This window comes from Chryseobacterium caseinilyticum (genome assembly GCF_014837145.1).
GTDB classification, from domain to species: Bacteria; Bacteroidota; Bacteroidia; order Flavobacteriales; family Weeksellaceae; genus Chryseobacterium; species Chryseobacterium caseinilyticum.
This window is the reverse complement of sequence record NZ_JACYFS010000003.1, coordinates 137,510-159,845: the sequence shown is the minus strand read 5'-3', so window position 1 is coordinate 159,845 and position 22,336 is coordinate 137,510. Positions and strand designations below refer to the sequence as shown.

At 34.5% G+C, this 22,336-nt stretch carries 24 protein-coding genes; 10 read left to right on the top strand and 14 right to left on the bottom strand.

Going from position 1 to position 22,336, the window contains the following annotated elements; all coding sequences use genetic code 11:
- The first annotated feature begins 114 nt into the window (after nt 1-114).
- On the top strand, nt 115-327 hold the full coding sequence (locus IC610_RS11345) for a superinfection immunity protein (protein WP_191736959.1): 213 nt from the start codon (nt 115-117) through the stop codon (nt 325-327).
- Nucleotides 328-356: 29 nt separating this feature from the next.
- On the opposite strand, the gene IC610_RS11340 is transcribed toward IC610_RS11345, so the two are convergent.
- The 14 genes from IC610_RS11340 to IC610_RS11275 all read right to left on the bottom strand — a co-directional run bounded on the left by IC610_RS11340 (nt 357) and on the right by IC610_RS11275 (nt 12,559).
- The gene (locus IC610_RS11340) at nt 357-1,292 is read right to left on the bottom strand and encodes a MobA/MobL family protein (RefSeq protein WP_191736958.1); all 936 of its coding nucleotides are present in this window, start codon (nt 1,290-1,292) and stop codon (nt 357-359) included.
- Nucleotides 1,293-1,386: 94 nt separating this feature from the next.
- Nucleotides 1,387-1,689, bottom strand: a complete 303-nt coding sequence (locus IC610_RS11335) for a hypothetical protein (protein WP_191736957.1) — start codon at nt 1,687-1,689, stop codon at nt 1,387-1,389.
- A complete protein-coding gene (locus tag IC610_RS11330; protein ID WP_191736956.1) occupies nt 1,686-2,519 on the bottom strand; it encodes a toprim domain-containing protein in 834 nt (277 codons plus the stop codon). The genes IC610_RS11335 and IC610_RS11330 overlap by 4 nt, the downstream gene beginning before the upstream one ends.
- A 417-nt stretch (nt 2,520-2,936) precedes the next feature.
- Nucleotides 2,937-4,025, bottom strand: a complete 1,089-nt coding sequence (locus IC610_RS11325) for a hypothetical protein (RefSeq protein ID WP_191736955.1) — start codon at nt 4,023-4,025, stop codon at nt 2,937-2,939.
- A gap of 23 nt (nt 4,026-4,048) precedes the next feature.
- Complete coding sequence (locus tag IC610_RS11320; RefSeq protein WP_191736954.1) at nt 4,049-4,339, bottom strand: helix-turn-helix domain-containing protein; 291 nt, start codon at nt 4,337-4,339, stop codon at nt 4,049-4,051.
- A gap of 139 nt (nt 4,340-4,478) precedes the next feature.
- Nucleotides 4,479-5,903, bottom strand: a complete 1,425-nt coding sequence (locus IC610_RS11315) for a hypothetical protein (RefSeq protein WP_191736953.1) — start codon at nt 5,901-5,903, stop codon at nt 4,479-4,481.
- Nucleotides 5,894-7,117 (bottom strand): site-specific integrase, encoded by a 1,224-nt coding sequence (locus IC610_RS11310; RefSeq protein ID WP_191736952.1) that lies wholly within the window; start codon nt 7,115-7,117, stop codon nt 5,894-5,896. Before IC610_RS11310 ends, IC610_RS11315 begins: the two co-directional genes overlap by 10 nt.
- A 318-nt stretch (nt 7,118-7,435) precedes the next feature.
- On the bottom strand, nt 7,436-7,762 hold the full coding sequence (locus tag IC610_RS11305) for a helix-turn-helix domain-containing protein (RefSeq protein ID WP_191736951.1): 327 nt from the start codon (nt 7,760-7,762) through the stop codon (nt 7,436-7,438).
- Nucleotides 7,759-8,061: a hypothetical protein gene (locus tag IC610_RS11300; RefSeq protein WP_056082937.1), complete on the bottom strand. Its 303-nt coding sequence runs from the start codon at nt 8,059-8,061 to the stop codon at nt 7,759-7,761. Before IC610_RS11300 ends, IC610_RS11305 begins: the two co-directional genes overlap by 4 nt.
- Nucleotides 8,028-8,471, bottom strand: coding sequence for a transposase (locus IC610_RS11295; protein ID WP_191736950.1), 444 nt, complete (start codon nt 8,469-8,471; stop codon nt 8,028-8,030). The genes IC610_RS11300 and IC610_RS11295 overlap by 34 nt, the downstream gene beginning before the upstream one ends.
- Nucleotides 8,472-8,588: 117 nt before the next feature.
- Nucleotides 8,589-10,022: a tetratricopeptide repeat protein gene (locus tag IC610_RS11290; RefSeq protein WP_191736949.1), complete on the bottom strand. Its 1,434-nt coding sequence runs from the start codon at nt 10,020-10,022 to the stop codon at nt 8,589-8,591.
- Between the two features lie 649 nt (nt 10,023-10,671).
- On the bottom strand, nt 10,672-11,121 hold the full coding sequence (locus IC610_RS11285) for a GNAT family N-acetyltransferase (RefSeq protein WP_191736948.1): 450 nt from the start codon (nt 11,119-11,121) through the stop codon (nt 10,672-10,674).
- Nucleotides 11,114-11,737, bottom strand: a complete 624-nt coding sequence (yihA, locus tag IC610_RS11280) for a ribosome biogenesis GTP-binding protein YihA/YsxC (protein WP_056082930.1) — start codon at nt 11,735-11,737, stop codon at nt 11,114-11,116. The genes IC610_RS11285 and yihA overlap by 8 nt, the downstream gene beginning before the upstream one ends.
- A 60-nt stretch (nt 11,738-11,797) precedes the next feature.
- Nucleotides 11,798-12,559 carry an alpha/beta fold hydrolase gene (locus IC610_RS11275; RefSeq protein WP_191736947.1) on the bottom strand — a complete coding sequence of 254 codons (762 nt, stop codon included), beginning with the start codon at nt 12,557-12,559 and terminating at the stop codon, nt 11,798-11,800.
- 268 nt (nt 12,560-12,827) lie between these two features.
- On the opposite strand from IC610_RS11275, the gene mraZ reads away from it, so the two are divergent.
- The 9 genes from mraZ to IC610_RS11230 all read left to right on the top strand — a co-directional run bounded on the left by mraZ (nt 12,828) and on the right by IC610_RS11230 (nt 22,332).
- Entirely contained in the window at nt 12,828-13,286 is a 459-nt protein-coding gene (mraZ, locus tag IC610_RS11270) for a division/cell wall cluster transcriptional repressor MraZ (RefSeq protein WP_191736946.1), read from the top strand.
- A 21-nt stretch (nt 13,287-13,307) separates the two neighbouring features.
- Nucleotides 13,308-14,201 (top strand): 16S rRNA (cytosine(1402)-N(4))-methyltransferase RsmH, encoded by an 894-nt coding sequence (gene rsmH, locus IC610_RS11265; protein ID WP_191737242.1) that lies wholly within the window; start codon nt 13,308-13,310, stop codon nt 14,199-14,201.
- A gap of 66 nt (nt 14,202-14,267) precedes the next feature.
- On the top strand, nt 14,268-14,633 hold the full coding sequence (locus IC610_RS11260; RefSeq protein WP_191737241.1) for an FtsL-like putative cell division protein: 366 nt from the start codon (nt 14,268-14,270) through the stop codon (nt 14,631-14,633).
- Entirely contained in the window at nt 14,617-16,608 is a 1,992-nt protein-coding gene (locus tag IC610_RS11255) for a penicillin-binding transpeptidase domain-containing protein (RefSeq protein ID WP_191736945.1), read from the top strand. Before IC610_RS11260 ends, IC610_RS11255 begins: the two co-directional genes overlap by 17 nt.
- A gap of 96 nt (nt 16,609-16,704) precedes the next feature.
- The gene (locus IC610_RS11250; RefSeq protein ID WP_191736944.1) at nt 16,705-18,165 is read left to right on the top strand and encodes a UDP-N-acetylmuramoyl-L-alanyl-D-glutamate--2,6-diaminopimelate ligase; all 1,461 of its coding nucleotides are present in this window, start codon (nt 16,705-16,707) and stop codon (nt 18,163-18,165) included.
- Nucleotides 18,166-18,182: 17 nt separating this feature from the next.
- Nucleotides 18,183-19,424: a phospho-N-acetylmuramoyl-pentapeptide-transferase gene (mraY, locus tag IC610_RS11245; RefSeq protein WP_056082907.1), complete on the top strand. Its 1,242-nt coding sequence runs from the start codon at nt 18,183-18,185 to the stop codon at nt 19,422-19,424.
- Nucleotides 19,425-19,479: 55 nt separating this feature from the next.
- A complete protein-coding gene (murD, locus tag IC610_RS11240) occupies nt 19,480-20,817 on the top strand; it encodes a UDP-N-acetylmuramoyl-L-alanine--D-glutamate ligase (protein WP_191736943.1) in 1,338 nt (445 codons plus the stop codon).
- 22 nt (nt 20,818-20,839) lie between these two features.
- Nucleotides 20,840-22,078, top strand: a complete 1,239-nt coding sequence (locus IC610_RS11235; protein WP_191736942.1) for an FtsW/RodA/SpoVE family cell cycle protein — start codon at nt 20,840-20,842, stop codon at nt 22,076-22,078.
- A gap of 11 nt (nt 22,079-22,089) precedes the next feature.
- Entirely contained in the window at nt 22,090-22,332 is a 243-nt protein-coding gene (locus tag IC610_RS11230; protein ID WP_191736941.1) for a hypothetical protein, read from the top strand.
- Nucleotides 22,333-22,336 lie beyond the last annotated feature (4 nt).

Below are 22,336 nucleotides of genomic sequence, written 5' to 3'. Positions count from 1 at the left end.
ATAGACTTAATGCCCATGCTTACTGCGTGGACTAAAGTCTTTCTGGTTATCGGGTACTTCGCGGCACCTATGTACGGATTGGCATTAGTTCCACGCTTTTAATTTTATATAAGCATGATACAAGTTCTAGCAATTTCTACACAGGAAGAAGGTGGTGCATTCTTTTTGAAAATAATTCTCTTTCTTTACTTCATTCCGACCATGATTTCAATACTGCGAAGTCCAATTCTGAAATTTAAAATCTTTACTGTATTATTTATTAATCTATTTTTTGGATGGACAGTCTATGGATGGTGGCTTGCCTTTGGAAAAGCATTTTCTTCTTAGCTATATCGCAATAGGTATAGAGAGCAAGACTATGAATAATCATGCAATGATAAATCAGAAGAATATATCTGGTGTTGATAGTCTAAAGTTTCAAATAAAAACCCTTTTTCAGGATCAAAATTTATAATAATATCGTTAGCGTCTAATTCTGCAGCAAAAGTTCTCAGATCCAATACGTGATCTCTGGACAGTAGTTCGGAGATATATTGAGCAAACTTATATTTTTTCTCTTTTTCTTTCTCTTCTAAAAGATTATTTTGGAGATGTGTATTTTGGTGTGCTGGCTGAATATTTTCAGCCGGAATAAATATTGATTTTTGATCTGAGTGTTTTTTATTTCTAATAATTCTTCTGCTCAACAGAGTAAGGGAAAGAATTTCTTTTTGCAAATCGAAAATTTCTAATTTTTTTGAAATGCTATCCTCTTTTTGTCTGGCTTTTATCATTCTTGCTTCATCAGGATTTGCTTTCCACTGCATCATCGGAATTCGCGGGACTTTTGGATTTTTTTTTAAATCAATACCACAGACTTTCTGCCAATCTTTAACAAACTTATCAACAAAGCCTAGTTTTGACATCGCTGGATCTTTCCTTCTCTTTTCGTCGTTTAATTTTCTTTCACAATAGTATAAATGACCGTGAGAATTATGGGTAACTTCTCCGTCTTTGCCCCCATGAAAACAAAATGTGAAATCATGATTATTATTAAATTTCTCCCTAAGAAATTCTTCAATAACTTTTTCTTTTTTAACTTCTGGCCATTCATTAGGAAACATTAGAATTATTTTACTAAGAACCTTTCCATTTTTTCTCTTAGAAAATTCAAAGTTTTCAATTTTTTGCCATTTGTCCAGTAGAAAATTGACGTTACCATCTGTTCTATTTGTGAAACCTAAAGTGCTATCGTAAATACGATAACACTCTCTTTTTCTCGTACCATATTTGAGTGAATCTTTTGCAGCCATTTTGGTTTTGTTACTTTTTCTAAAAGTAGCCCGTGAAGTTTTATTGTGCAGCTTGCGAAACTTTAAAACTTCCTAAGGGCGTTATCTCTTTTTTTCAGTCTGTTAATTTTGTTTTATTTACAAATAGTTTTTCGTCAATAATAACCTCTATAGTATGCCAGCTTTTTTCATCAATTAAAATTTTGCGCAGTTCCTCCCAATTGTCTGAGAACATTTCTCCGCCAAAAGTATAGAAGGTATGAGATCTTTTTTTTCTAAGTTCATTAGAGTTCGATTTTTTCAATTTATTTTCAAGCGCTAAAAGCCTTTTTTTCTTTTCTTGTATTTCGGCTAGACGCTCTTCTTGTGTTTTTCTTTTTCTAGGTTTAGGATTTGGTTTATAATCTTCAGGGTTCATATTGTTTTAATTTTTTTTATTGAAACTAGGTAATCATTAAGGTCAATGTGTGGAAATATCTTCGAGGACTTATTTTTTGCATGAGGAAAAAATTTAAGTAGAGAATCTGTTCCTTTTAATCCTGCCTTATCGTTGTTGAGAAGAAGGATGTGTTCATTGTACTTTTGAAGATGTTGGATGGCCGTAGAAATAAGAGTGACAGAGTTTAATATAAGAATGTCATCAGTGAAGTTTCGGCTTAGCTCAATAAGGCTAAGGGCTTCTGTGAATCCTTCTACAACAAATACTTTTTTACTGCCATTATTGATAATGGTAATGTCTTTTTTAAAAATTGAACCTTTATAAAATGCATTACGAAGTTCCCAACCACCGCTAATATTCTGTTGTCCCACGGCGTATAGGGTTTTTGAATCTACAGTAAAGTTTATTTCTTTTACATATTGATATGTTCTGTCTGAAAGTCCTCTACCGGACATATATTTTTTCAGGTTTTTGTTTTCAATTGGTTTTATCGAATTAATTTTATAATTTGAATAAGTAAGGATTTCAGGAGAATGAAATTTTGAGAATTTTTTGTTGGTTGCCCAATTCAAGATTTCAGACACCGAATAAGAAAAATATTTTTTCATAAAGTCTATATTATTACCGCCAATTCCTTCTGAGTACAAATACCATATATTTTTTGTTCTGTTTACTTTAAATGAGCATTCCGACTCTTTTCCAAAAGGATTTAAAAACCAGACCTCTCTTTCGTTCTGTTTTTGTGGTTGATGACCAATAGATATTAGGAGTTCCTCGCAAGGAATCATTTTAAATTGAGCGCAATTCATTATTTTTTTTTTTTTTTGACTAGCAAAAAATTCTTTTAATAAAAAAAGAAACTTTTAAATAACTTTTATAATACCTTTTAATTGTAGCCTGGAAAGCCTTTCTGTAAAGGGTTTTCGGATGTTTTTCACGAGTGGAATACCGCAAGTAGCAGGAGCGGAATACCGCAATTGACAGGAGTGGAATACCGCAAAATCATCATTTTTGGCAGGAGCGGAATACCGCATCAGTAGATGAAATCTTAAGTTTGACTCTCAAAATCAGCTTTTTTTGTGGATAACTTTTTAAACAGGAGTGGAATACCGCAAAGTCTTCATCTAAAAACTTAGTTTTAACATTTTGTTAACTTCAGAGAGCGGAAAACCGCATTTGCAAGGAGTGGAATACCGCAAACTCAGGAGTGGAATATCGCAAAGCCTCTATAAAATAATTTGATATGCATTTGGTAATCTTTTTCCAGTTTCGGTATTCCTATGTAGTTGAATTATGATGCTTTGCATTTCTTGCAAAAAGTTAATCCCTTTAAATTGAGTTGATGAGTTGCCATTTGCACGATTGTTTTTCTTAAAAATAATATATGCTTTTTCAATCTCAATTCTTGTCGCAATGATTTCCTTATAGTTATAGGAAAACCTTTCAAGGTTGATACTCTCTAATGAGTATCTCTTTACAAAATATCTAAACCTTTGTATTATCAATCTCTTTTCATTTAATTTTTGACTCAAAACATCATCTTTTATGTTCTTAGTATTATAGCGAATGATAAAAATTAATTCTTTTTCGTATTTATAATTAAACGAAACCTGATTATAGATGTTTAGCTGTAACCTTATAGGTATTAAAAATTTGACACAGAAATCGTTCGCTTTCTTATAGTTAACACTGAATTTTTGGTTAAAGGTTTCTAGTTTTACATGTGTTCCAGCTTCTGGTATTTTAGCTAGCCAAATTGCAAATAATACGTGTTTATTATTTCTAATATTGTAAACCAGTTGATAGAGTAAATTGTTGTAATCTGATAAAACAACAAGTTTCTTAAGCCAAAAACTACTTACCAAAAAAGATGTGTAGCCTCTGTCCTCATAAGATGGTAAAGAAATTAGTCCTCCAAATGTTTTAATATCTTTCCCAGCCAGATTTTTTGATACATACCATCCCATTTTGAATGTTGCTAAATATTCATACGCCTCAACAACTTGTTTGCTGGATCTCTTTTCTGAAATTTTACTATTTCTAATTTTGAATGTGGCAAAAATATTATGATCTGTTTCATACTCTGCATCAAAAAGAGATAACTGCCTAGGTTGATTATCAGGCATAAACTGATGATTTCTGATGATTGAAATAATATTGAAAATAATTCTCAATGCATTAATTGGAATATCAGATGCAACATTATCTTGGAATAAAAAACTATCTACAAAATGATTGCTAATCCGAATAACTTCTGCAGATTCATTTTCATAATAATCTTTTTTCGCAATCTTCCTAGTTTGATTGTTAGGCATAAGTTTTAATTCTAGAGTGATTATTAACCTGCTTTATTTTGGTTGCGTTTTCTTCCGTAATCCAGTAGTTCCTTTTTCGAATAAAAATAACGACCACTAAAATTGTAGTGGGGTAAATCCTTATTTTTTCTGTGGTTAATAATTGTAGGAATTGACATGTGCAGAAATTTTGCTGCTGCAGTCTGCGTAATGAGGTCTTCAGTCTGGTCTTCCTCTTTTCTTTGAGGGAGTACAAAATTCTGAGCCTTGGCGAGAATGATCTCAACCATTTTTTCTAAATCACCCTTTGAGTGTGAATAAAGTTGTAATGACATTTTATTGAACTTTAATTGGTTTTTCTAAAGCCAAAGTTCTTTAAGATTGAAACGCAAAAATCAATTCCGTTAAAAAACGGGATTTTAAAAATAATTAAATTACTGATTATTAGATATTAAAATTTAGTGTAGAGAGTCGTTAGCGGACTAAGGAATTTAGCTTACTTTGCAAAGTTTGATCTAAATCAAACATTTTATCTCTATGGGCTTTATCTATGGAGGAATTAGTATATTCTTCAGGTTTTTCAGCAAAATTCGTCAGCAAATATTTTAAATTTGAAACCGAATAATCAAACTCTTGACCTTTATATTTTGAAAAAAAGCGCATAATGTACTTGATGTTTTCAACGGTTAGTTTATTAGTAGTTGGAAAATCTGTCTTTGAATCCTCAACTAGAAACATTATTAAAGCTTTAAAATCTTTTTTTAATTCTTTATTTCCGGACAAAACCGTGTCTATGAAACCATTGGGCAAAATAATGGCCTTGTTACAATTAATATTGATTTTAAGTAAATTTTTGTATTTATTGCCATTAATGAGCTTCTTTAAATCATTGTTCAAAGCATTATTTTCTTCTAGTTCAGCATTGTGTTTTATCATTTCCATATGGCCATGAAAACTCTCCAAAACTCTAATCCCAATATCAAAATAATATTTTTTATCATAGTCTTTTATAAACTGCAGATCAGGTAATTTAAAATCAACTGTAATACTGAAAAATGTAATATAGTATTGATAATCAAATTTATGATGTTTCCTCGGTTGAAAGAACTTTTCTAAATATATAAGCGCTTCATCATTATCATCTATATATAAAATCGCTCTCTGTCTGAAATCATAGAAGTTGTAACACTTGGTGTAGTTGCACTTAGTTCTTGAAAATATCTCTTCAAAAATCAAATAGAATTTGTTATTTATAACCTGAAAATACTCAATAATATTACTTCTATCTAAGCAGTTTAATTTATTAGAAATATATTTAAGGTGATTCTCCAATTCACTATTGCCCTTGAATAAAAATGGATAAAAATTTAGAAATTCAATATCATTAAAAGCGGTTTCATAATTTAAAACTTGTAATTTTCCATTATCGGAATGATCGTGATGTCTATTTAATACTCGCCGTATTGTTTTGTAAATTTCGATATTAAAAAATATGTCAATATAACATATTATGCTGTCAATATTTGTAAGATTATATTCAATATTTACCTCTTCAGGAAAGTACCGATTAATCGGAACAACTGAAACTCCGTCTTCAAAAACTTTATCATATATGGATGATGTTTCGTGACTGTAAGCATAAGTCTCTATCTGGAATAATAATCCCATTACTGATAAGAGATGTTCTGAATTTTTAGTTAAGATTTCCTGATTTCTGTTTATAAATTTTTCGTGCTCTTTAAATAAGAAAAAAAATTTTTCTGAAGGATTTAGGTATGAAATCTCTTCGTACTTTTCTAAAGCCGAAATGGTCTGTTTATCCTTTTCTAAATAGGAACGCAATATACTTGCAGAATCATCACTGATGTACTTCAGTATAGTAAAACCATTTATTTCCATGCCTTGTCCATTTGATCGTCAGTAAATGCCTCAGTAACCTTCATGTACTTATCTAAAACTACATCTTTCTTGATGTTTGCAATCTTCTTAATAGCCTTTGGTTCCATTCCCAATAGAAGAGAATTAGTTATAAATGTTTTCCTTGCCGTATGGCTAGTAATAAATTTGCATTTAGGTAGAGTTAAAGTTTCTTTCTTGTTGCCAACAAACCAATGAATTGTGAAAGGCTGGGTAATTTTAGCTAATTCGCAACATTCTTTGATGTAATCGTTAAATTTTTGCGATGAAATATGTGGCAAAGGCTCATAGATTGTGCCTTTGTATTTTGCTAGAATTTCTTTCGCATATTTTGTAAGTCTGATTGCGTGATTTTGTGTTTTGGTTTTTTGAATAGAAAGAACTATATGTTCTTCTGAAATATTCGCTAAATGTAATTTTGACAAATCGGAAAATCGAAGACCGGTAAAACAACCCATGCAATAAAAATCTCTTACATGACTTAATCTGTCAGTGTCAAATTTGTGATTGTACAGTTTCATCAATTCATCAAATGTGAGGTATACAATGTCGATATCGTGCTCTGCAGCAACAAACTTTTCATAATCCCGATTTGAATGAAAGCCTTTTTCTTCAGACCATTTTAGAAATGATTTTAAAACCTTAATAATCTTTGCAAAGTAGTTTTGTTTAACTTCTTTTTCTTTGTAAGCATATTCCATTAGTGTTTCAAAGAAAACCGAATTTATCTGTTCAAATGAAATTGAAATTCCGGAATCATTGCTAAAATTCTCAATAAAGTTTCTGACAGTTGTTTGCCCTTTGGTTGTGTTGGGAGTTTTAGTCAGCTTTCCTTTCTCAATATATTCATCAAAGCATTCAAAGAAATCAAATTTGTTTTCAATTAATTGCTCTTTCACATCGTAAAGCTCATTAAATTTTTCTCTAGTAAAAGCAATATCGTTAACTCTGAAATAAAGCAGTATTTTTTGAACTTTATCTTCTATTTTCTGCAAGTCGTCATTAATCAGCTGATAATTATTGCTGGATTCTTTTTTCAAATTTGGCTTTACTCTGTGACCTGTCCAATGATTTTCTAAAACGTTTAAACCTGTGTTTTTTCTTATTCTTTTGCCCTCAATCCTGATGGTGGCCTGAATTGGAATTAAACCATTTTTATTAATCTTTTCTTTTCTTAATTCGAAAACTAACTTCATTCTGTGTTTAAATTTTATAAAATAAAATAAAGGGTGGCTAAAAGGGTGGCTAATTTTAAATTTAAAATGGATTAAGGTTGAAAAATTAGCTCTGTCTAAATCATCTACATATCAAAGATATTGAATATAAACGAATTAAAAAGAAGAAAAATACATAAAATAAATATAGTACCCCCGTCTGGGGTACTTAAAAAGACTGTTAATCATTGATTAACAGTCTTTTTTTGTTTTTAGGGGTGGCTAAAAAGGTAACATATCCTTTTTGTTTTTTGAAGATTACTACCCCTTGAAAGATTCTCAATTAATCTTTATTATTATCTATTCAGCATAATTTTTTTTCCATTTCGAAATCGTGTTTCTGCTCATTTTAAAATCTCTCGCGACTTGAAGATTACTTAATTTATTTTTTTTCTGGTATTCAATAATCTGTTTGATGTCTGCCTGGCTGTAAGTCCGGTGTTTTTGATTGAAAATTTCTGCATCTTTCCCCGAATTACCAAAAATAATGGTGTTGAGCTTAATGATGTCAAGTGCGGAGAGATCATCTTTTTCCAGTAAGTTTTTGCAGGCAACTCTCTTGTCGGGATGTTTTAAGTCGATAATATCACTGAAAATCAGTTTGTAGTTTGGTCCTGGATTTTTCATAAATCTTTTGGTGCTAAAAATGAAACAACTTTGAATTCGGGATTTTTTCCCTCAAAATAATACACATTGATGAGCTCTTTCCAAAGAAAATATTTGCTTATGGAAATATCAACTACTTTATCATCTTCAAAAATAAATACGATCTCATCATTATAGAAACTTGGCTTAAATTTTCTGAAAAACCATACTTCACTGTCAGATTTTCTGGCCGGCCTTCCAAATGAAATTAAAATTTCATTTTTAGATTTATGAAGATAATTTGCAATCAGCTTTTTAAGTTTTCGTACTTGTTGATCCATTTGTATAACGTGGTTTTCGGTATTCTGTATTTTTCGACGGCACTGGCTTTCGTTATTTGCCCGCAACTGATCTGTTCAAGTATAAAACTGATCATCTCCTGCGTGTAGATATGCTTTCGGAAGACTGGCAGGGACGTTTTTGTTTTTGCACCCTCTGAGCTTTTGTCTGCAGATGAAGATGCAGCGGGAGAGTAGAGAATCAGATGCTGACTGTAAATTCTGAAGAAGTCATACTCCAAAAGTTTACACCATTTTAAGAGAACGTCAGAATTAAGGCTTGGCGATGAAAGCATTGTCTTGATTTCTTCCTCAGTACTTGCCATGAAACTGCAGATTCTTGAAAATTCTGTTTTATTTTCTCTTATTTTCTGCTCAATAAGAGAACCGATGTGAATATTTTTAAAGTCCAAAATTTGTGATTTATAATTTGAATTCAAAGAACGTTCAAACTATTGGAAAATAAAAAAACAGGGGGGTCTATTGTGATACTACTTTCGTTTAACTAATTGATAAACAATTTATTAAAATTATTTTTTAGCTAAATTTTTAAACCAGAGTTCAGTGCTTTCTTCTGCAGGAATATTGAGTTTTGTTCTCAGATTGTGCTTTCTGTTACGGACCGTGCTTAATGTCCGGAACGTAAAAGTTGCTATATCTTTGGTAGTGAACCCTAAAAAAATATAGGAACAGAGAGTAAGTTCTGAAACCCTGAGTTTAGAATCAATCTGTAAAAGTTTGCTGATTACTTCAGGATATATTTCCTGAAAACGGGTGAAAAATTCGGGGCTGTTACTTTTGGCGAGGAGAATAATTTCCTCGAAAGCTTCATTTACTTTTAGTTGCAGCTGAGAGTTTTCTTCTTCTTTAGAATACAGTTTTTCTTCATCCGCTCTGCTCTTTTTAGAGTATTTAATTTTCAGAAAGATAAAGATACCTGCTGATAAGAACAGAATTATGGCTATAATCAGATAAAGTTGAGTCTTTGATTTTTCTGAAACTTCTTCTTTTTCTTTAATAAGTTTTTTTACGGGGATTTCCTGTATTTGGGTGCTTACAGTTGCCAGACTGTCATTTAAAGAGGTGTATTTTTCGAGGTTTTCTATAGCTTCTGTGTTGTTTTGGGATGCTTTGTGAGCTTCGTATAAAAGTTTGTGAATATCCCGCACATCCTGTGGTTTTTTTAATTGCTTACAAATCTCCAATGCTTCTTCATAGCATTCAATTGCCTTTGCAAAATCTTTTCTTTCCATATAATACCTTCCAAAATTTCTCTGCAACACTGATTTTTGATAGACAGGAATTTTTTTGGTTTCATAGATTTTTTTGCCCAGATCCAAATAGTATTTTGCGGAATCAAGATCTTTGTTATATGAGATAAAATACTTTGCTATTCTGGAAGCAGTAAATGTGTTGGAGGACGCCTTGTGGGCGTTCTGAATATCCTTGTAGAAAGCTTTAATATTCTTATTCTCCTCGTGAATAACACTTCGTAGACCGTAAAAATACTGCAGGTGGCCGGCATTTGCTTTCGGATTTCCTTTCGCAATATCAATCGCGATACTGTAATTTTCTATTGCTTTTTCATTAAACCCCAAAGCATTATAATTTCTGCCGCATTCCCCGTAAATTCTGGCGTTAAGTGAGGGGTTGTCGAGATCTTTACACTTTTCGAGGGCAAGATCGAGATAGTGCATACTTTCTTTGATCCGGTAAAGATTGCTGCTGGTATTGGCGGCAAAAAGATATGCTTTTGCTGCATCCTCGTCTGCATTCAGGCTTTCATATTCGCGTATTACTTTTTTACAGAGTTCCAGAGACTCTTGTAGCTGTCCGTTTTTGAACAGACGTACCACATGATTGTCAAAAACAGAGTCTGTTGCTTTTTTAGTATAGATTTGAGCATCAGCAGAGATGAAACCGATGAAGAATATACAGATTGTAATAAATACAGTTTTAGTCACTTTGATTGAAGTTTTTTAAATTCCGGTAAAGCACATGCTTTCAGGAGATAAAAATTTTTAAGTCTCCAAGATGTTTAGGAATTTTACTGAATAAATTTAAGGAAAACTTCCTGATCATCTTCAGGAAAATAAAATAATGGCCGGCAAGCTGCGCGAAATCTTATCTCATCTCTCCCTCCGCGGGTTGAAATATCATTGTGTTTTTTAGCAGAAGAACAGGCCATTCTTCTTTTTTTGCGGAGGGATATGATGAGAATTCTGTATGAGAAATTTTCATTTTTCAGTTTCCATCAGATTGTGTTTTTGGGTTGGCAAAGAAATCTTAAATTTTCCTATTTAACATAATAATTGGTACCCTATTTAGTATCTATTTTGATTTAAATATTTGATTTTTAGATATATAAAATTTAATTTTAAATCTTAATCATTGATATCCTGTTATTTCCCTGCAGAGAATAAATTGAATTTGTACTGTTTTAGTTTTAATTATCACGCCGTAGATCAATAGATTTTTTTCCTTTTTAACAGCGAAAATGGGGAGAGTGAAATTATTGGAGATTAGAAATAAAAAAATAAACCCAGGAAGAACTCTGGGTTTAATTATTAATATGTGCTGTTTGTTTTTTTATAAAGCAAGGTGATGAGACTCTTATTTTCTCAACATTTCTGTGTGGGGAATCCCGTCTTCCAGATATTTTTTTCCGGTATCTTCAAAACCAAACTCACCATAAAATTTCAGCAGATAATCCTGAGCCGAAATTCTGATTTGTGAAGTTCCAAAACGGTTTTCAATTGTTTCAACAGCGTACTTTATAAGCTGTCTTGCCAGATTTTTACCTCTTGCTTTTTCTGTAGTTAAAACTCTGCCGATGGACGTTTCAGGATATTTAATTCCTCGGTTAAAGATTCTGCAGTTGGCTAAAACTTCCCCGTCTTCCTCAGCCCAAATGTGCACAGCTTTCTGATCGTAATCATCAAGATCAGGATAAGGACAGTTTTGCTCTATCACGAAAACATCTATCCGCGCTTTGAGCACAGCATAAAGTTCAGGAACGGTAAATTCTTCAAACGTTTTGATTTTCCAGATAATATTACTCATCGAAGGTCACGCTGTTGTTGATTAGAAATTCATTCGTAGTCTGGATGAAACTCAAAATTTCTGCACAGCCTTCTTTTTTTTCTGCAGAAGTCACGTAGATTTCCGGAAGATCAGCCCATGTCTTGTGCAGTTCGGTTTTGTAATCTTCAATATTTTTTATCACTGCGTTCGGCTTCAGTTTGTCTGCTTTTGTAAATACAATCGAAAACGGAACTCCACTCTCACCACACCACTGTATAAACTCGAGGTCAATTGTTTGTGGTTTGTGTCTGGAATCTACTAAGACAAAAAGGTTAACAAGATTTTTTCTGTTCAGAATGTAATTGGTAATCAGTTTTTCGAAGTCTTTTCTGATTGATTTTGAAACTTTTGCATAACCATAGCCTGGTAAATCTGTCAGATACCAGGTTTCGTTTACCAAAAAATGATTGATAAGCTGTGTCTTACCTGGAGTTCCCGAGGTTTTTGCCAAATCTTTATGATTCATCATTGCGTTGATGAGAGAAGATTTCCCAACGTTGGATCTGCCGATAAAAGCATATTCCGGCATATTGGGTTCGGGGCATTCCTGCCATTTTCCGCTGCTTTTTACAAAGGTGGCTGTTTTAATGACCATAATATATATTTTAGAAAAACAAACCATTAAGAAATTTCTTAATGGCTGTCTTATTTTTTATTAAACTTTATTTTTTAACCAGGCGTAAAGAATTTCATTAAATTCATCAGGCTTTTCCATCATTGCTGCGTGACCACATTTATCAATCCAGAATAATTCTGAGTTGGGGATAAATTTGTGCATATCGATGGCAACTTCAGGTGGTGTTACATTATCCTGTTTTCCCCAAATCAGACACGTAGGTCTTAAAATTTTTGGAAGATCATTCAACATATTGTGTTTGATGGCGCTTCTTGCCAGCATAACAGTTTTGATTCCTTTCATCCTGTCATTTACCACACTGAAAACTTCATTTACCAGTTCTTCAGTAGCTACCGCAGGATCATAAAAAACTTCTTCAGCTTTCTTTCTTATATACGAACGGTCGTTTTTTCTTGGAAAACTGTCCCCGAATGCTCTTTCATATAAACCTGAACTGCCGGTAAGTACAAGGTTTTGTACCAGATCAGGTCTTGCCAAGGTTAATATTAAACCCACATGACCGCCCATAGAATTACCGACAATGGTAACAGGTTTGCCAATATTCGTTTCAATAAATTTGATTACATATTTTGCAATCGTTGTAAGATTAGTACTGAGAACCGGCAGATCGTAAATAGGTAATTGAGGTACGTAAACCTTAAACCCTTTTTCTGAAAAAAAATTTATCATTTTATCAAAATTACTCAATCCACCCATCAGCCCGTGTAGCAGCACAAGCGGGTGGCCTTCACCAGCCTCTATAAACGTATATTTCTTCTCTTTTTTTGTAATAAATTTCATATCGCCTTTCTAAGCCTTGCAAAAATACAAATTAAACACCAAAAATATTTTGATGTAACTAATATAAACTAAAAATAATATATCCAGACTATTGTTGACAGATTATTTCATAGACTTTTTATTATGCATTGAATATTTAAATAATATTACGATTTCAGAAAACCATTTATCTTATTGATTTGCAATACCAAACGAAACTTATTAACATTAAGTCAAAAAGTGGGAAAAAGTGGGAGGATTTGGAAAAATATTTATAATTTTGTCCCAAATGAGAAATTTCATTGGAACATATGAGTGCAAAATAGACGACAAGGGTCGCCTGAAAGTGCCTTCGTCGCTGATAAAGCAGATGGAGAACTTTGAGGATAAAACCTTTGTGGTAAAGCGTTCCGTGTTTCAACCGTGTCTTGAAGTTTACCCTATGAAAGCATGGGATAAACTGATGGATAAGATTAATAAACTGAATAGATTCATCAAAAAAAATGCGGATTTTATCAGAATGTTTACTGCCGGAGTGAAGACTGTGGAGCTTGATAGCGCAGGAAGGATGCAAATTTCTAAAGATCTTACAGTTTTTGCCAATCTTCAAAAAGATATTGTGGTGACAAGTGCAGGAGAACTTTTTGAAATTTGGGATAAAGAAGCATACGAAAAAGTAATTGCGACCAATGAAGACGACTTTGCAAGTCTTGCAGAAGATGTAATGGGCGCTTTTGATGAAGAATAAATAAAGTATACACAAATGAGCATATATCACAACCCCGTTTTATTGAAGCAAAGTGTGGATGATTTGGTGACGAATCGTGACGGAATCTATGTGGACTGCACATTTGGCGGCGGTGGACATTCCAACGAAATATTGAGTAGACTTTCTGAGAAAGGAAAGTTATACGGATTTGATCAGGATTTGGATGCACTTAAAAATAATATTGAAGATCCGAAATTTACTTTAATCAATCAGAATTTCAGATTTCTTGAAAATTCACTTTTGATGTATGGGGTTTCTCAGGTGGATGGTATTCTGGCTGATCTCGGTGTTTCTTCTCATCAGTTTGATGAAGCTGTAAGAGGTTTTTCTACGAGAAGCAATGCTCCGCTGGATATGAGAATGAATGTGATGCAGAGTCTCGATGCAAAAAAAGTGATCAATGATTATGATGAAGAATCTTTGGCAGACATTTTTTTCTATTATGGAGAATTGAGAGAAGCGAGAAAATTAGCTCGCGACATCGTTCATCACAGAAAGAATAAAACTATTGAAACCACCGAAGATTTGAAAAAATTATTCAGTTTTCTTCCTCCACATAAAATCAATAAGTTTTATGCCCAATTGTTTCAGGCGATAAGAATTGAAGTCAATCAGGAGCTGGAAGTTTTAAAGGAAATGCTTGTGCAGTCCTACAAAATGCTAAAACCGGGAGGAAGATTGGTGGTGATTTCCTATCATTCTCTGGAAGATCGTCTGGTAAAAAGATTCTTGAAAAACGGAATGTTTGAAGGAGAACCACAGCGCGATATCTACGGAAATTACCAAAAAGCATTTGAGCTGGTAAAGAGCAAAGCAATTATTCCCGATGATCAGGAAATTGAAGAAAACTCCAGAGCAAGAAGTGCAAAAATGAGAACAGGAATAAAAATATAAGTAATAAGCAATGAGTAATAAGCAATGGAAATTACTCATTACCAATTACTCATTACCCATAAAAACGTGGCAAAGAGAACAACATATAAACCTCAGAAAAAACTCACTTTTATAGATATTGTAAAAGGGAATTTTCTGAACCGTGATGAGGTAAAAGCCCATTACAAATATTTTCTCCTGCTGTTTGTCTTGATGATGGCGATGATTTACACCAATCACCTTGTTGATCAGAAAATAAAAATCGTCAATGTATTAAAAGAAGAAACTGAAGAATATAAATCGAGGAACGCTTATGCTCAAAGCAAACTCATCAAAGTAAAAATGGAATCGGAATTGGGAAAAGAAGTCGCTCAGGACTCTCTGATGACGCTTGAAAACCATCCGCATAAATTATTAATAAAACTGGACAGTACTGATGCAAAAGCAAAATGATTACGACAACAAACGTAAGAAAACTTTACGTTGGGGCTACCTCTTTGCAGTGGTGGCTTTGTGCGTATTTGCACTTTTCTTCGGAAGAATCGTGATGCTTCAGAATACCAATGTTCAGGAAATTAAAGACGATTATATCAACAACAATTACCGTACGGCAACTTTAAAGGCTGCCCGTGGGAATCTTTTTGCTGCAGACGGCTCAATTCTCGCGACTACAGTAATGAGATATGATATCTATCTGGATTTCAAAACAATACGGGATACGGTTTATACCAACAATATTGGTGCTCTTACCGATTCACTCAGCAAAATGTTTGGCAAACCGAGAGCAGAATACCGCAAAAGATTTGACGAGCAGCGGAAGAAAGTAAATCAGTACTATTCTTTGGTAAAAGGTTTAGACTTCGATCAATACGACAGAATCAGAAAATTCCCAATTTTTAAAAGAGGGAAAAATAAAGGAGGTTTTATTGTAGACAGAAATTACAAACGCGAGCTGGCGACTTCAGAAATAGGTTCAGGAACAATAGGAATGGACAATGGACAGTACAGTTCAGGACTTGAAGGCGCGTTCTCAAAATATTTGAGAGGTACAGACGGAAAACGTCTCGAACAAAGAATCAATTCTTCGCAGTGGAAACCTATCGATTACTGGAAAGTGGAGGAACCTGTTGACGGACAGGATGTTTATACAACGATCGACCTCAGAATTCAGGATATTGCACATTCAGCATTAGAAAAACAACTGATCAATTTTGAAGCGAAACACGGTACGGTAATCGTCATGGAAGTGGAAACAGGTAAAGTTCGTGCTTTGGTTAACCTTCAGAAAGATGACGAAGGAGAGTATGTGGATTCTTACAACTATGCCATAAAAGATAATATCGAACCGGGATCTACTTTTAAAGTAATTTCACTTTTAGCTGCAATGGATGACGGTTTCATCGATGAAAAAACAACTGTCAACGTTGGAAACGGAATTTGGTCTTACGCAAAACAGAGAATTACAGACGGTCATGGTGGCGGAACTTACGATATCAGTGATGTTTTGGCAAAATCCAGCAATGTAGGAACAGCTAAACTGATCACTCAATATTATGCTGATAAGCCTCAGATATTTTTAGATCATTTAAAAAGATGGAAGCTTTTCGATAAAATGGATATCGAATTACCGGGAATCACAAAACCAAGAATTCTTACTCCAAAAAGTAAAAGTTGGAATGCGGCAACTCTGGCTTCAATTGGCTACGGATATGCCACCAATATTAATCTTCTGCAGCTTGCAACTTTCTATAATGGTGTTGCCAATAAAGGAAAAATGGTAAAACCGCTTTTCATTGATAAAATCATGCAGAATGGGAAACTCACCTTTGAAGCGCAGCCTCAGGTCATGGTAAAAAAGATGGCTTCAGAGAAAGCAATTCAGATGATGACAAGTGCTTTAACGAAAGCTGTTGAGAAAGGAACCGGAAGAAGTATTTTCACACCGAATCTAAAAATGGCAGGGAAAACCGGAACTGCAAGATTCGAGTACTGGTTGCCTGGCCCTATGAAATACAGAGCATCATTTGCAGGGTTTTATCCGGCAGATAATCCCAAATATACTTGCTACGTCATGATCAGCGAGCCAAATGTTTCAAAGGGGTTCTACGGAGGAACTGTTTCTGCGCCTGTATTTAAAGAAATCGCAGGGAAAACATTCCTGAAGACACCGCAGAATATTGAAAAAGAAATGTTGGTCGACAGAAAGGTTAATTTGAATAAAATGGTGGCTCCAAATGTGAAAGTTGCGGTCAATAACAAGCAGATGCCTGGCGTTGTAGGATTAATTGGAAAAAATGTCATTCCACAACTTGAAAATTTAGGTTACAGGGTGGAATTTAAAGGAGTAGGACGGATTAAAGAACAGTTTCCACTTGAAGGAACGATCATCAGCAAGAATCAGAGAATTTATTTGTCTCTGCAAAATTAAGATTTAAAATACTTTATACAGCGAAGCAACAGAGTTGAGACATGCTGACAATAAGTAAAAGATATTAAGAGGTGTGAAGCACCGGAATGTAGGTTTATGGAATTAAGCAAATTATTAGAAAGAATCCAAATTCTGGAAACAATAGGAAATCCTGAAAAAGAAGTTTCAGCTTTGGTATTCGACAGCAGAAAAGTGACCCAAAACTCTTTGTATATTGCAGTGAGAGGAACGGTTGCGGATGGTCATTCCTACATTGCATCATCTGTTGAAAAAGGAGCAACAGTTATTGTCTGCGAAGAGTTTCCGGAAAATTTAGATGAAAATATTACCTACATCAAAGTAAAAGACTCATCAAAAACTTTAGGCCATCTTGCTTCCAATTTTTACGGAAATCCGTCAGGAAAATTAAAGTTAATCGGGGTTACCGGTACCAACGGGAAAACCTCTGTTTCCACTTTGCTGTTTGATGTTTTTAAAAACTTAGGCTACGATTCAGCTTTACTTTCAACGGTAGAAATCAGAATTGGAGATGAAAAAATTCCTGCAACACACACTACACCTGATGTGATTACCATCAATCAGATTTTGGCAAAAGCAGTAGAAGCGGGTTGCGAATTTGCTTTTATGGAAGTCAGTTCACACGGTATTTCTCAAAACAGAATTGAGGGTTTAACCTTTAAAATCGCCGGTTTTACCAATCTTACACACGATCATTTAGATTATCATAAAACGTTTGACGAATATTTAAAAACGAAAAAAAGATTTTTTGATGAACTAAATAGCGAGGCGGTTGTCATTACGAATCTGGATGATAAAAACGGAAATGTGATGCTTCAGAACACAAGGGCTGCGAAGAAGTCTTATGCTTTGAAAACGATGGCAGATTACCACGGAAGAACTTTGGAAGTTGATTTCAGCGGAATGCTTCTCAATTTCAACGGAAAGGAATTCTGGACAACCTTAACAGGGAAGTTTAATGTTTACAATTTACTTTTGGTTTTCGGAATTGCTTCTGAATTAGGTTTTCAGCAGGATGAAATTCTTCAGGCCATCAGCATTTTGAAAAGAGTCAACGGAAGATTTGAAACTTTTAAATCCGACGGCGGAATTTTCTTCGTCGTAGACTATGCTCACACTCCTGACGCATTGGAAAATGTACTCGACAGCATCAACGAAATCAGAACCAAAAACGAAAGACTGATCACAGTTTTCGGTTGCGGAGGCGACAGAGATCATTCCAAAAGACCTGAAATGGGAAATATTGCCACTAAGAAATCAACTCTGGCAATCATCACTTCAGACAATCCGAGAACCGAGGATCCTGCAGCAATAATAAAAGAAATTGAAGCAGGCGTTGAACCTCAGAATTTCAGCAAATACACTTCAATTCCCGACAGAAGAGAAGCGATAAAAATGGCTATAAAATTTGCCGAGCCGAAAGACATCATCGTCGTAGCCGGAAAAGGCCACGAAAATTATCAGGAAATCAATGGTGTAAAGCATCATTTTGATGATAAGGAGGTCATCACTGAACTATGGCAATTAATGAGCAAATAAAATTAAATAAAAGCAATATGCTGTATTATCTATACGAATATCTAACGAGCCAGGGCATCCACATTCCAGGAATGGGAATGATGAAGTACATCTCTTTCCGTGCAGGAATGGCGGTGTTGCTGTCTTTGTTGATTGCTCTTATTTATGGTAAAAACATCATCAATTATCTGAGAGGAAAACAGATGGGCGAACTGGTGCGTGATTTGGGATTGGACGGACAAAAACAGAAAGAAGGAACTCCGACAATGGGAGGTTTGATTGTTATTATCGCGACTCTTATCCCTGTACTGCTGTTCACCAGAATTACCAATGTTTATATCGTTTTGCTGATTGTTTCGGTAGTCTGGATGGGCGCGATTGGTTTTATTGATGATTATTTAAAGAAAGTAAAGAAAAATAAAGACGGTCTCAGCGGGAAATTTAAAATCGTTGGACAGGTCGGTTTAGGACTGATTGTGGGCGTTACCATGTATTTTCACCCCGATATTACGGTAAAAAGAAAATATGCGGATGCTAAAGTAGTGAACAGAAATAATGTAGAACAGAATTTTTCACCAACTGAAAAAATCACCGTTTCCACAGTTCCGTTTACCAAAAACAATGAGTTCGATTACAGTGGAATTTTGTTCTGGATGGATGATGCAGAAGCTCATGAATGGGCTTGGATTGTTTTCATTCCAATAGTAATTTTCATAGTAACAGCTGTTTCCAACGGTGCCAATATCACCGACGGAATTGATGGTCTGGCGGCCGGAACGAGTACGATTATTCTACTCGCGCTGGCATTTTTTGCTTACGTTTCAGGGAACATCATTTTTGCAGATTATCTCAACATAATGTTCCTCCCCAACATGGGTGAAACGACAATTTTTGCTGTCGCCATGGTGGGTGCAGTGATTGGGTTTTTCTGGTACAATACGTATCCTGCTCAGGTTTTCATGGGAGATACCGGAAGTTTGATGCTTGGTGGTGTAATTGCTGTTTTGGCGATTATTTTAAGGAAAGAATTAATGATTCCTGTTTTGTGCGGAATCTTTTTAATAGAAAACATATCTGTAATGCTTCAGGTAGTGGTTTTCAAATACAGAAAAAGGAAATTTGGGTTGGAATATGCCCAAAATAACAGATTGTTTAAAATGTCTCCTCTGCATCATCATTATCAGAAAGACGGTTTTCACGAAAGTAAAATTGTTAACAGAATGATTATCATAGGGGTTATGATGGCAATTGTTTGTCTCATTACATTAAAAATGAGATAGAAAATAGCGGGAGTTGGAAGCAAGAAGCTAACAGCAAATAGCAAAAAGCAAGTTTATGAAAATAGTTGTTTTAGGAGGTGGAGAAAGCGGTTGTGGTGCTGCTTATTTGGCTAAAAAGAAGGGTCTGGAAGTGTTTCTTTCAGACAAAGGTGCCATTAAGGATAACTACAAGCAGTTTTTAACTGAAAATGAAATCGAATTTGAAGAGGAAAACCACGATGAAGAAAGAATTTTAAATGCAGACTGGATTGTAAAAAGCCCGGGAATTCCCAAGAAGGCTGACATGATCACTAAAATTCATGACAGAGATATCAGACTTTCTTCTGAAATTGAATTTGCCGCAGAATTCACAGATGCGAAGATCATTGCCATCACAGGAAGCAACGGAAAAACAACTACAACGTCGCTTATTTACCACATCCTTAAAAACGATGGATTAAATGTAGGTTTGGGCGGAAATATAGGCTACAGCTTTGCAAAACAGGTGGCCGACGAAAACCACGAATATTATGTTTTGGAAGTAAGCTCTTTCCAGCTCGATGATATTCAGAATTTCAGACCGTATATTTCTTTGTTGTTGAATCTGTCTAAAGATCACCTCGATCAGTACAATTACAACTACGAAGAATATGCTTTGGCAAAATTCAGAATAGCTGAAAATCAGGAGAATGATAATTTTTTCATCTACAATAAAGATGACGAAATGAGCAAAAATATTCTGGAAAAGTTTGAAATTAAGGCTAAAATGATCCCGTTTTCTACCAAAGAAAAATTGACTGAAGGTGGTTTTATTAACGGAGAAAATATTCAGATCAATTTGAAAGATCAGTTCACCATGAAAATTGATGAATTGTCTTTATTGGGAAATCATAATGTTGCCAACAGTCTTGCTGCGTCGATCGCCGGTAAAATATTGGAAATCAACAATGAAAGCATCAGGAATTCTCTGATGACCTTTCAGGCAGTTGAACACAGACTCGAAATGGTTACTGAAATTGATGGCGTAAAATACATCAACGACAGTAAGGCAACCAATGTTAACGCTACCTATTTTGCATTAGAAAGCATGAAAAATCCTACAATCTGGATTGTTGGAGGCGTGGATAAAGGAAATGATTATACAGAGGTAGAAGATTTAGTTAAAAGAAAAGTAAAAGCGATTGTCTGCTTAGGACTTGATAATCAGAAAATTATCGATTTCTTTAAAGGCAAGAAAGAGCTGATTTACAGCACTTCAAGCATGGAAGAAGCCGTGAAAGTTTCAAAATCTCTCGGGAAATCAGGAGATACGGTTTTACTTTCGCCATGTTGCGCAAGTTTTGACCTTTTCAATAATTATGAAGACAGAGGACATCAGTTTAAAGAACAGGTTTTAAAAGCCAATGGCAATTAGCCAGAAGCCAACAGCATAAAGTATGAACGAACAGATTACAGAGCAAAAATTTGAATTTCTGAAGGGCGATAAAGTTCTTTGGATGGTCATCATTTTGATTTCCATTTTTTCGATATTTCCGGTCTATTCTGCAAGTTCTAATCTGGAATACATAGTAAACAACGGTACGACAACCAGCCATGTTGTAAAACACATGTTTTTTGTGATTTTAGGATTTGGATTGATGAGAATGGTCGGAATGGTAAAATATGAGCACATTGGTAAAATAAGCATGGGATTACTTATTATCATGTGCGGATTGCTTGTATTAACGATGTTTACAGGTCAAACGATTGACGGAGCAAGTGCTTCGCGTTGGTTAAAAATTCCGGGAACGCCATTTTCATTCCAGCCATCGTCTTTCGCTTTTTTAATGTTGATTATTTACCTCTGCAGATATTTAACCAAAAAAATCATTAGAGAAAGAACAGTTGGAGAAAATATAGGCTTTATTTTCGGACCTATTTTATTGGTTTTCCTGTTGGTTGCCAAAGATAACGGATCTACCGCTTTGATGATATTAATGGTTTCGGTAATTGTTCTGGTTATCGGACAGCTTCATTGGAAGTATATTGCCGGATTTATATCAACTTCAGTTATTGCAATTATTTTGTTTTTACTGGTTGCTCTAAATACAAATATGATTGGTGGAAACCGTGTACATACCTGGATGAGCCGTATTGAAACATTTACCTCAAGCAAAGCCAAAACTGCTGATGTAGATGATGAAAGTGTAAAGGCTAAAAATTATCAGGTCATGCAGGCGAAAGCAGCAATAGTTCACGGTGGAGTTACCGGGATGGGGCCTGGAAAAAGTGCTTTAAAACAAATGTTACCCCAGTCGGCATCCGATTTTATTTTTGCCATCATCGTTGAAGAATATGGACTTTTCGGTTCAGCTTTTCTAATCATTCTGTATATGATTATGATTGTGAGAATTGTAATGATTGCCAGTAAAATGCCCGCATTTTTCGGATCGTTGCTGGTGCTGAGTATCGGTGTGATGATTTTTGTGCAGTTGGCGGTAAACATCGCCGTTGCTGTAAACTTGATTCCGGTTACAGGACAGCCGCTGCCATTGATCAGTTACGGTGGAACTTCAATGTTGGTTACCTATATTCAGCTTGGATTAGTTCTAAGTGTAAGCTCAAGAATACAGGTATATGATGAAGAAGGAATAGGCAGAAAACAAAGCATCGTCGAAATAAATGATATTGCTTAAAACAAAATAATATGGAAACAAGAAAAATTACTTTTACAGATATCAACGATTCGCAAATCAATGTAATTTTTGACAGAACCGAAGAAATCATCAGTTTTCTTGAAACTTTCAGGTTGGAAGTTGGTGAAGTGATAGAGCTTAACGATGCGATGTACACAGTGAAAGCTATTTCCAAAAAAGAAAATGATACTGAAAACGAAATTTTGGTAGATGTAGAATTTATTGATTTAATTGAAAATCAACCTACAGCATAATATT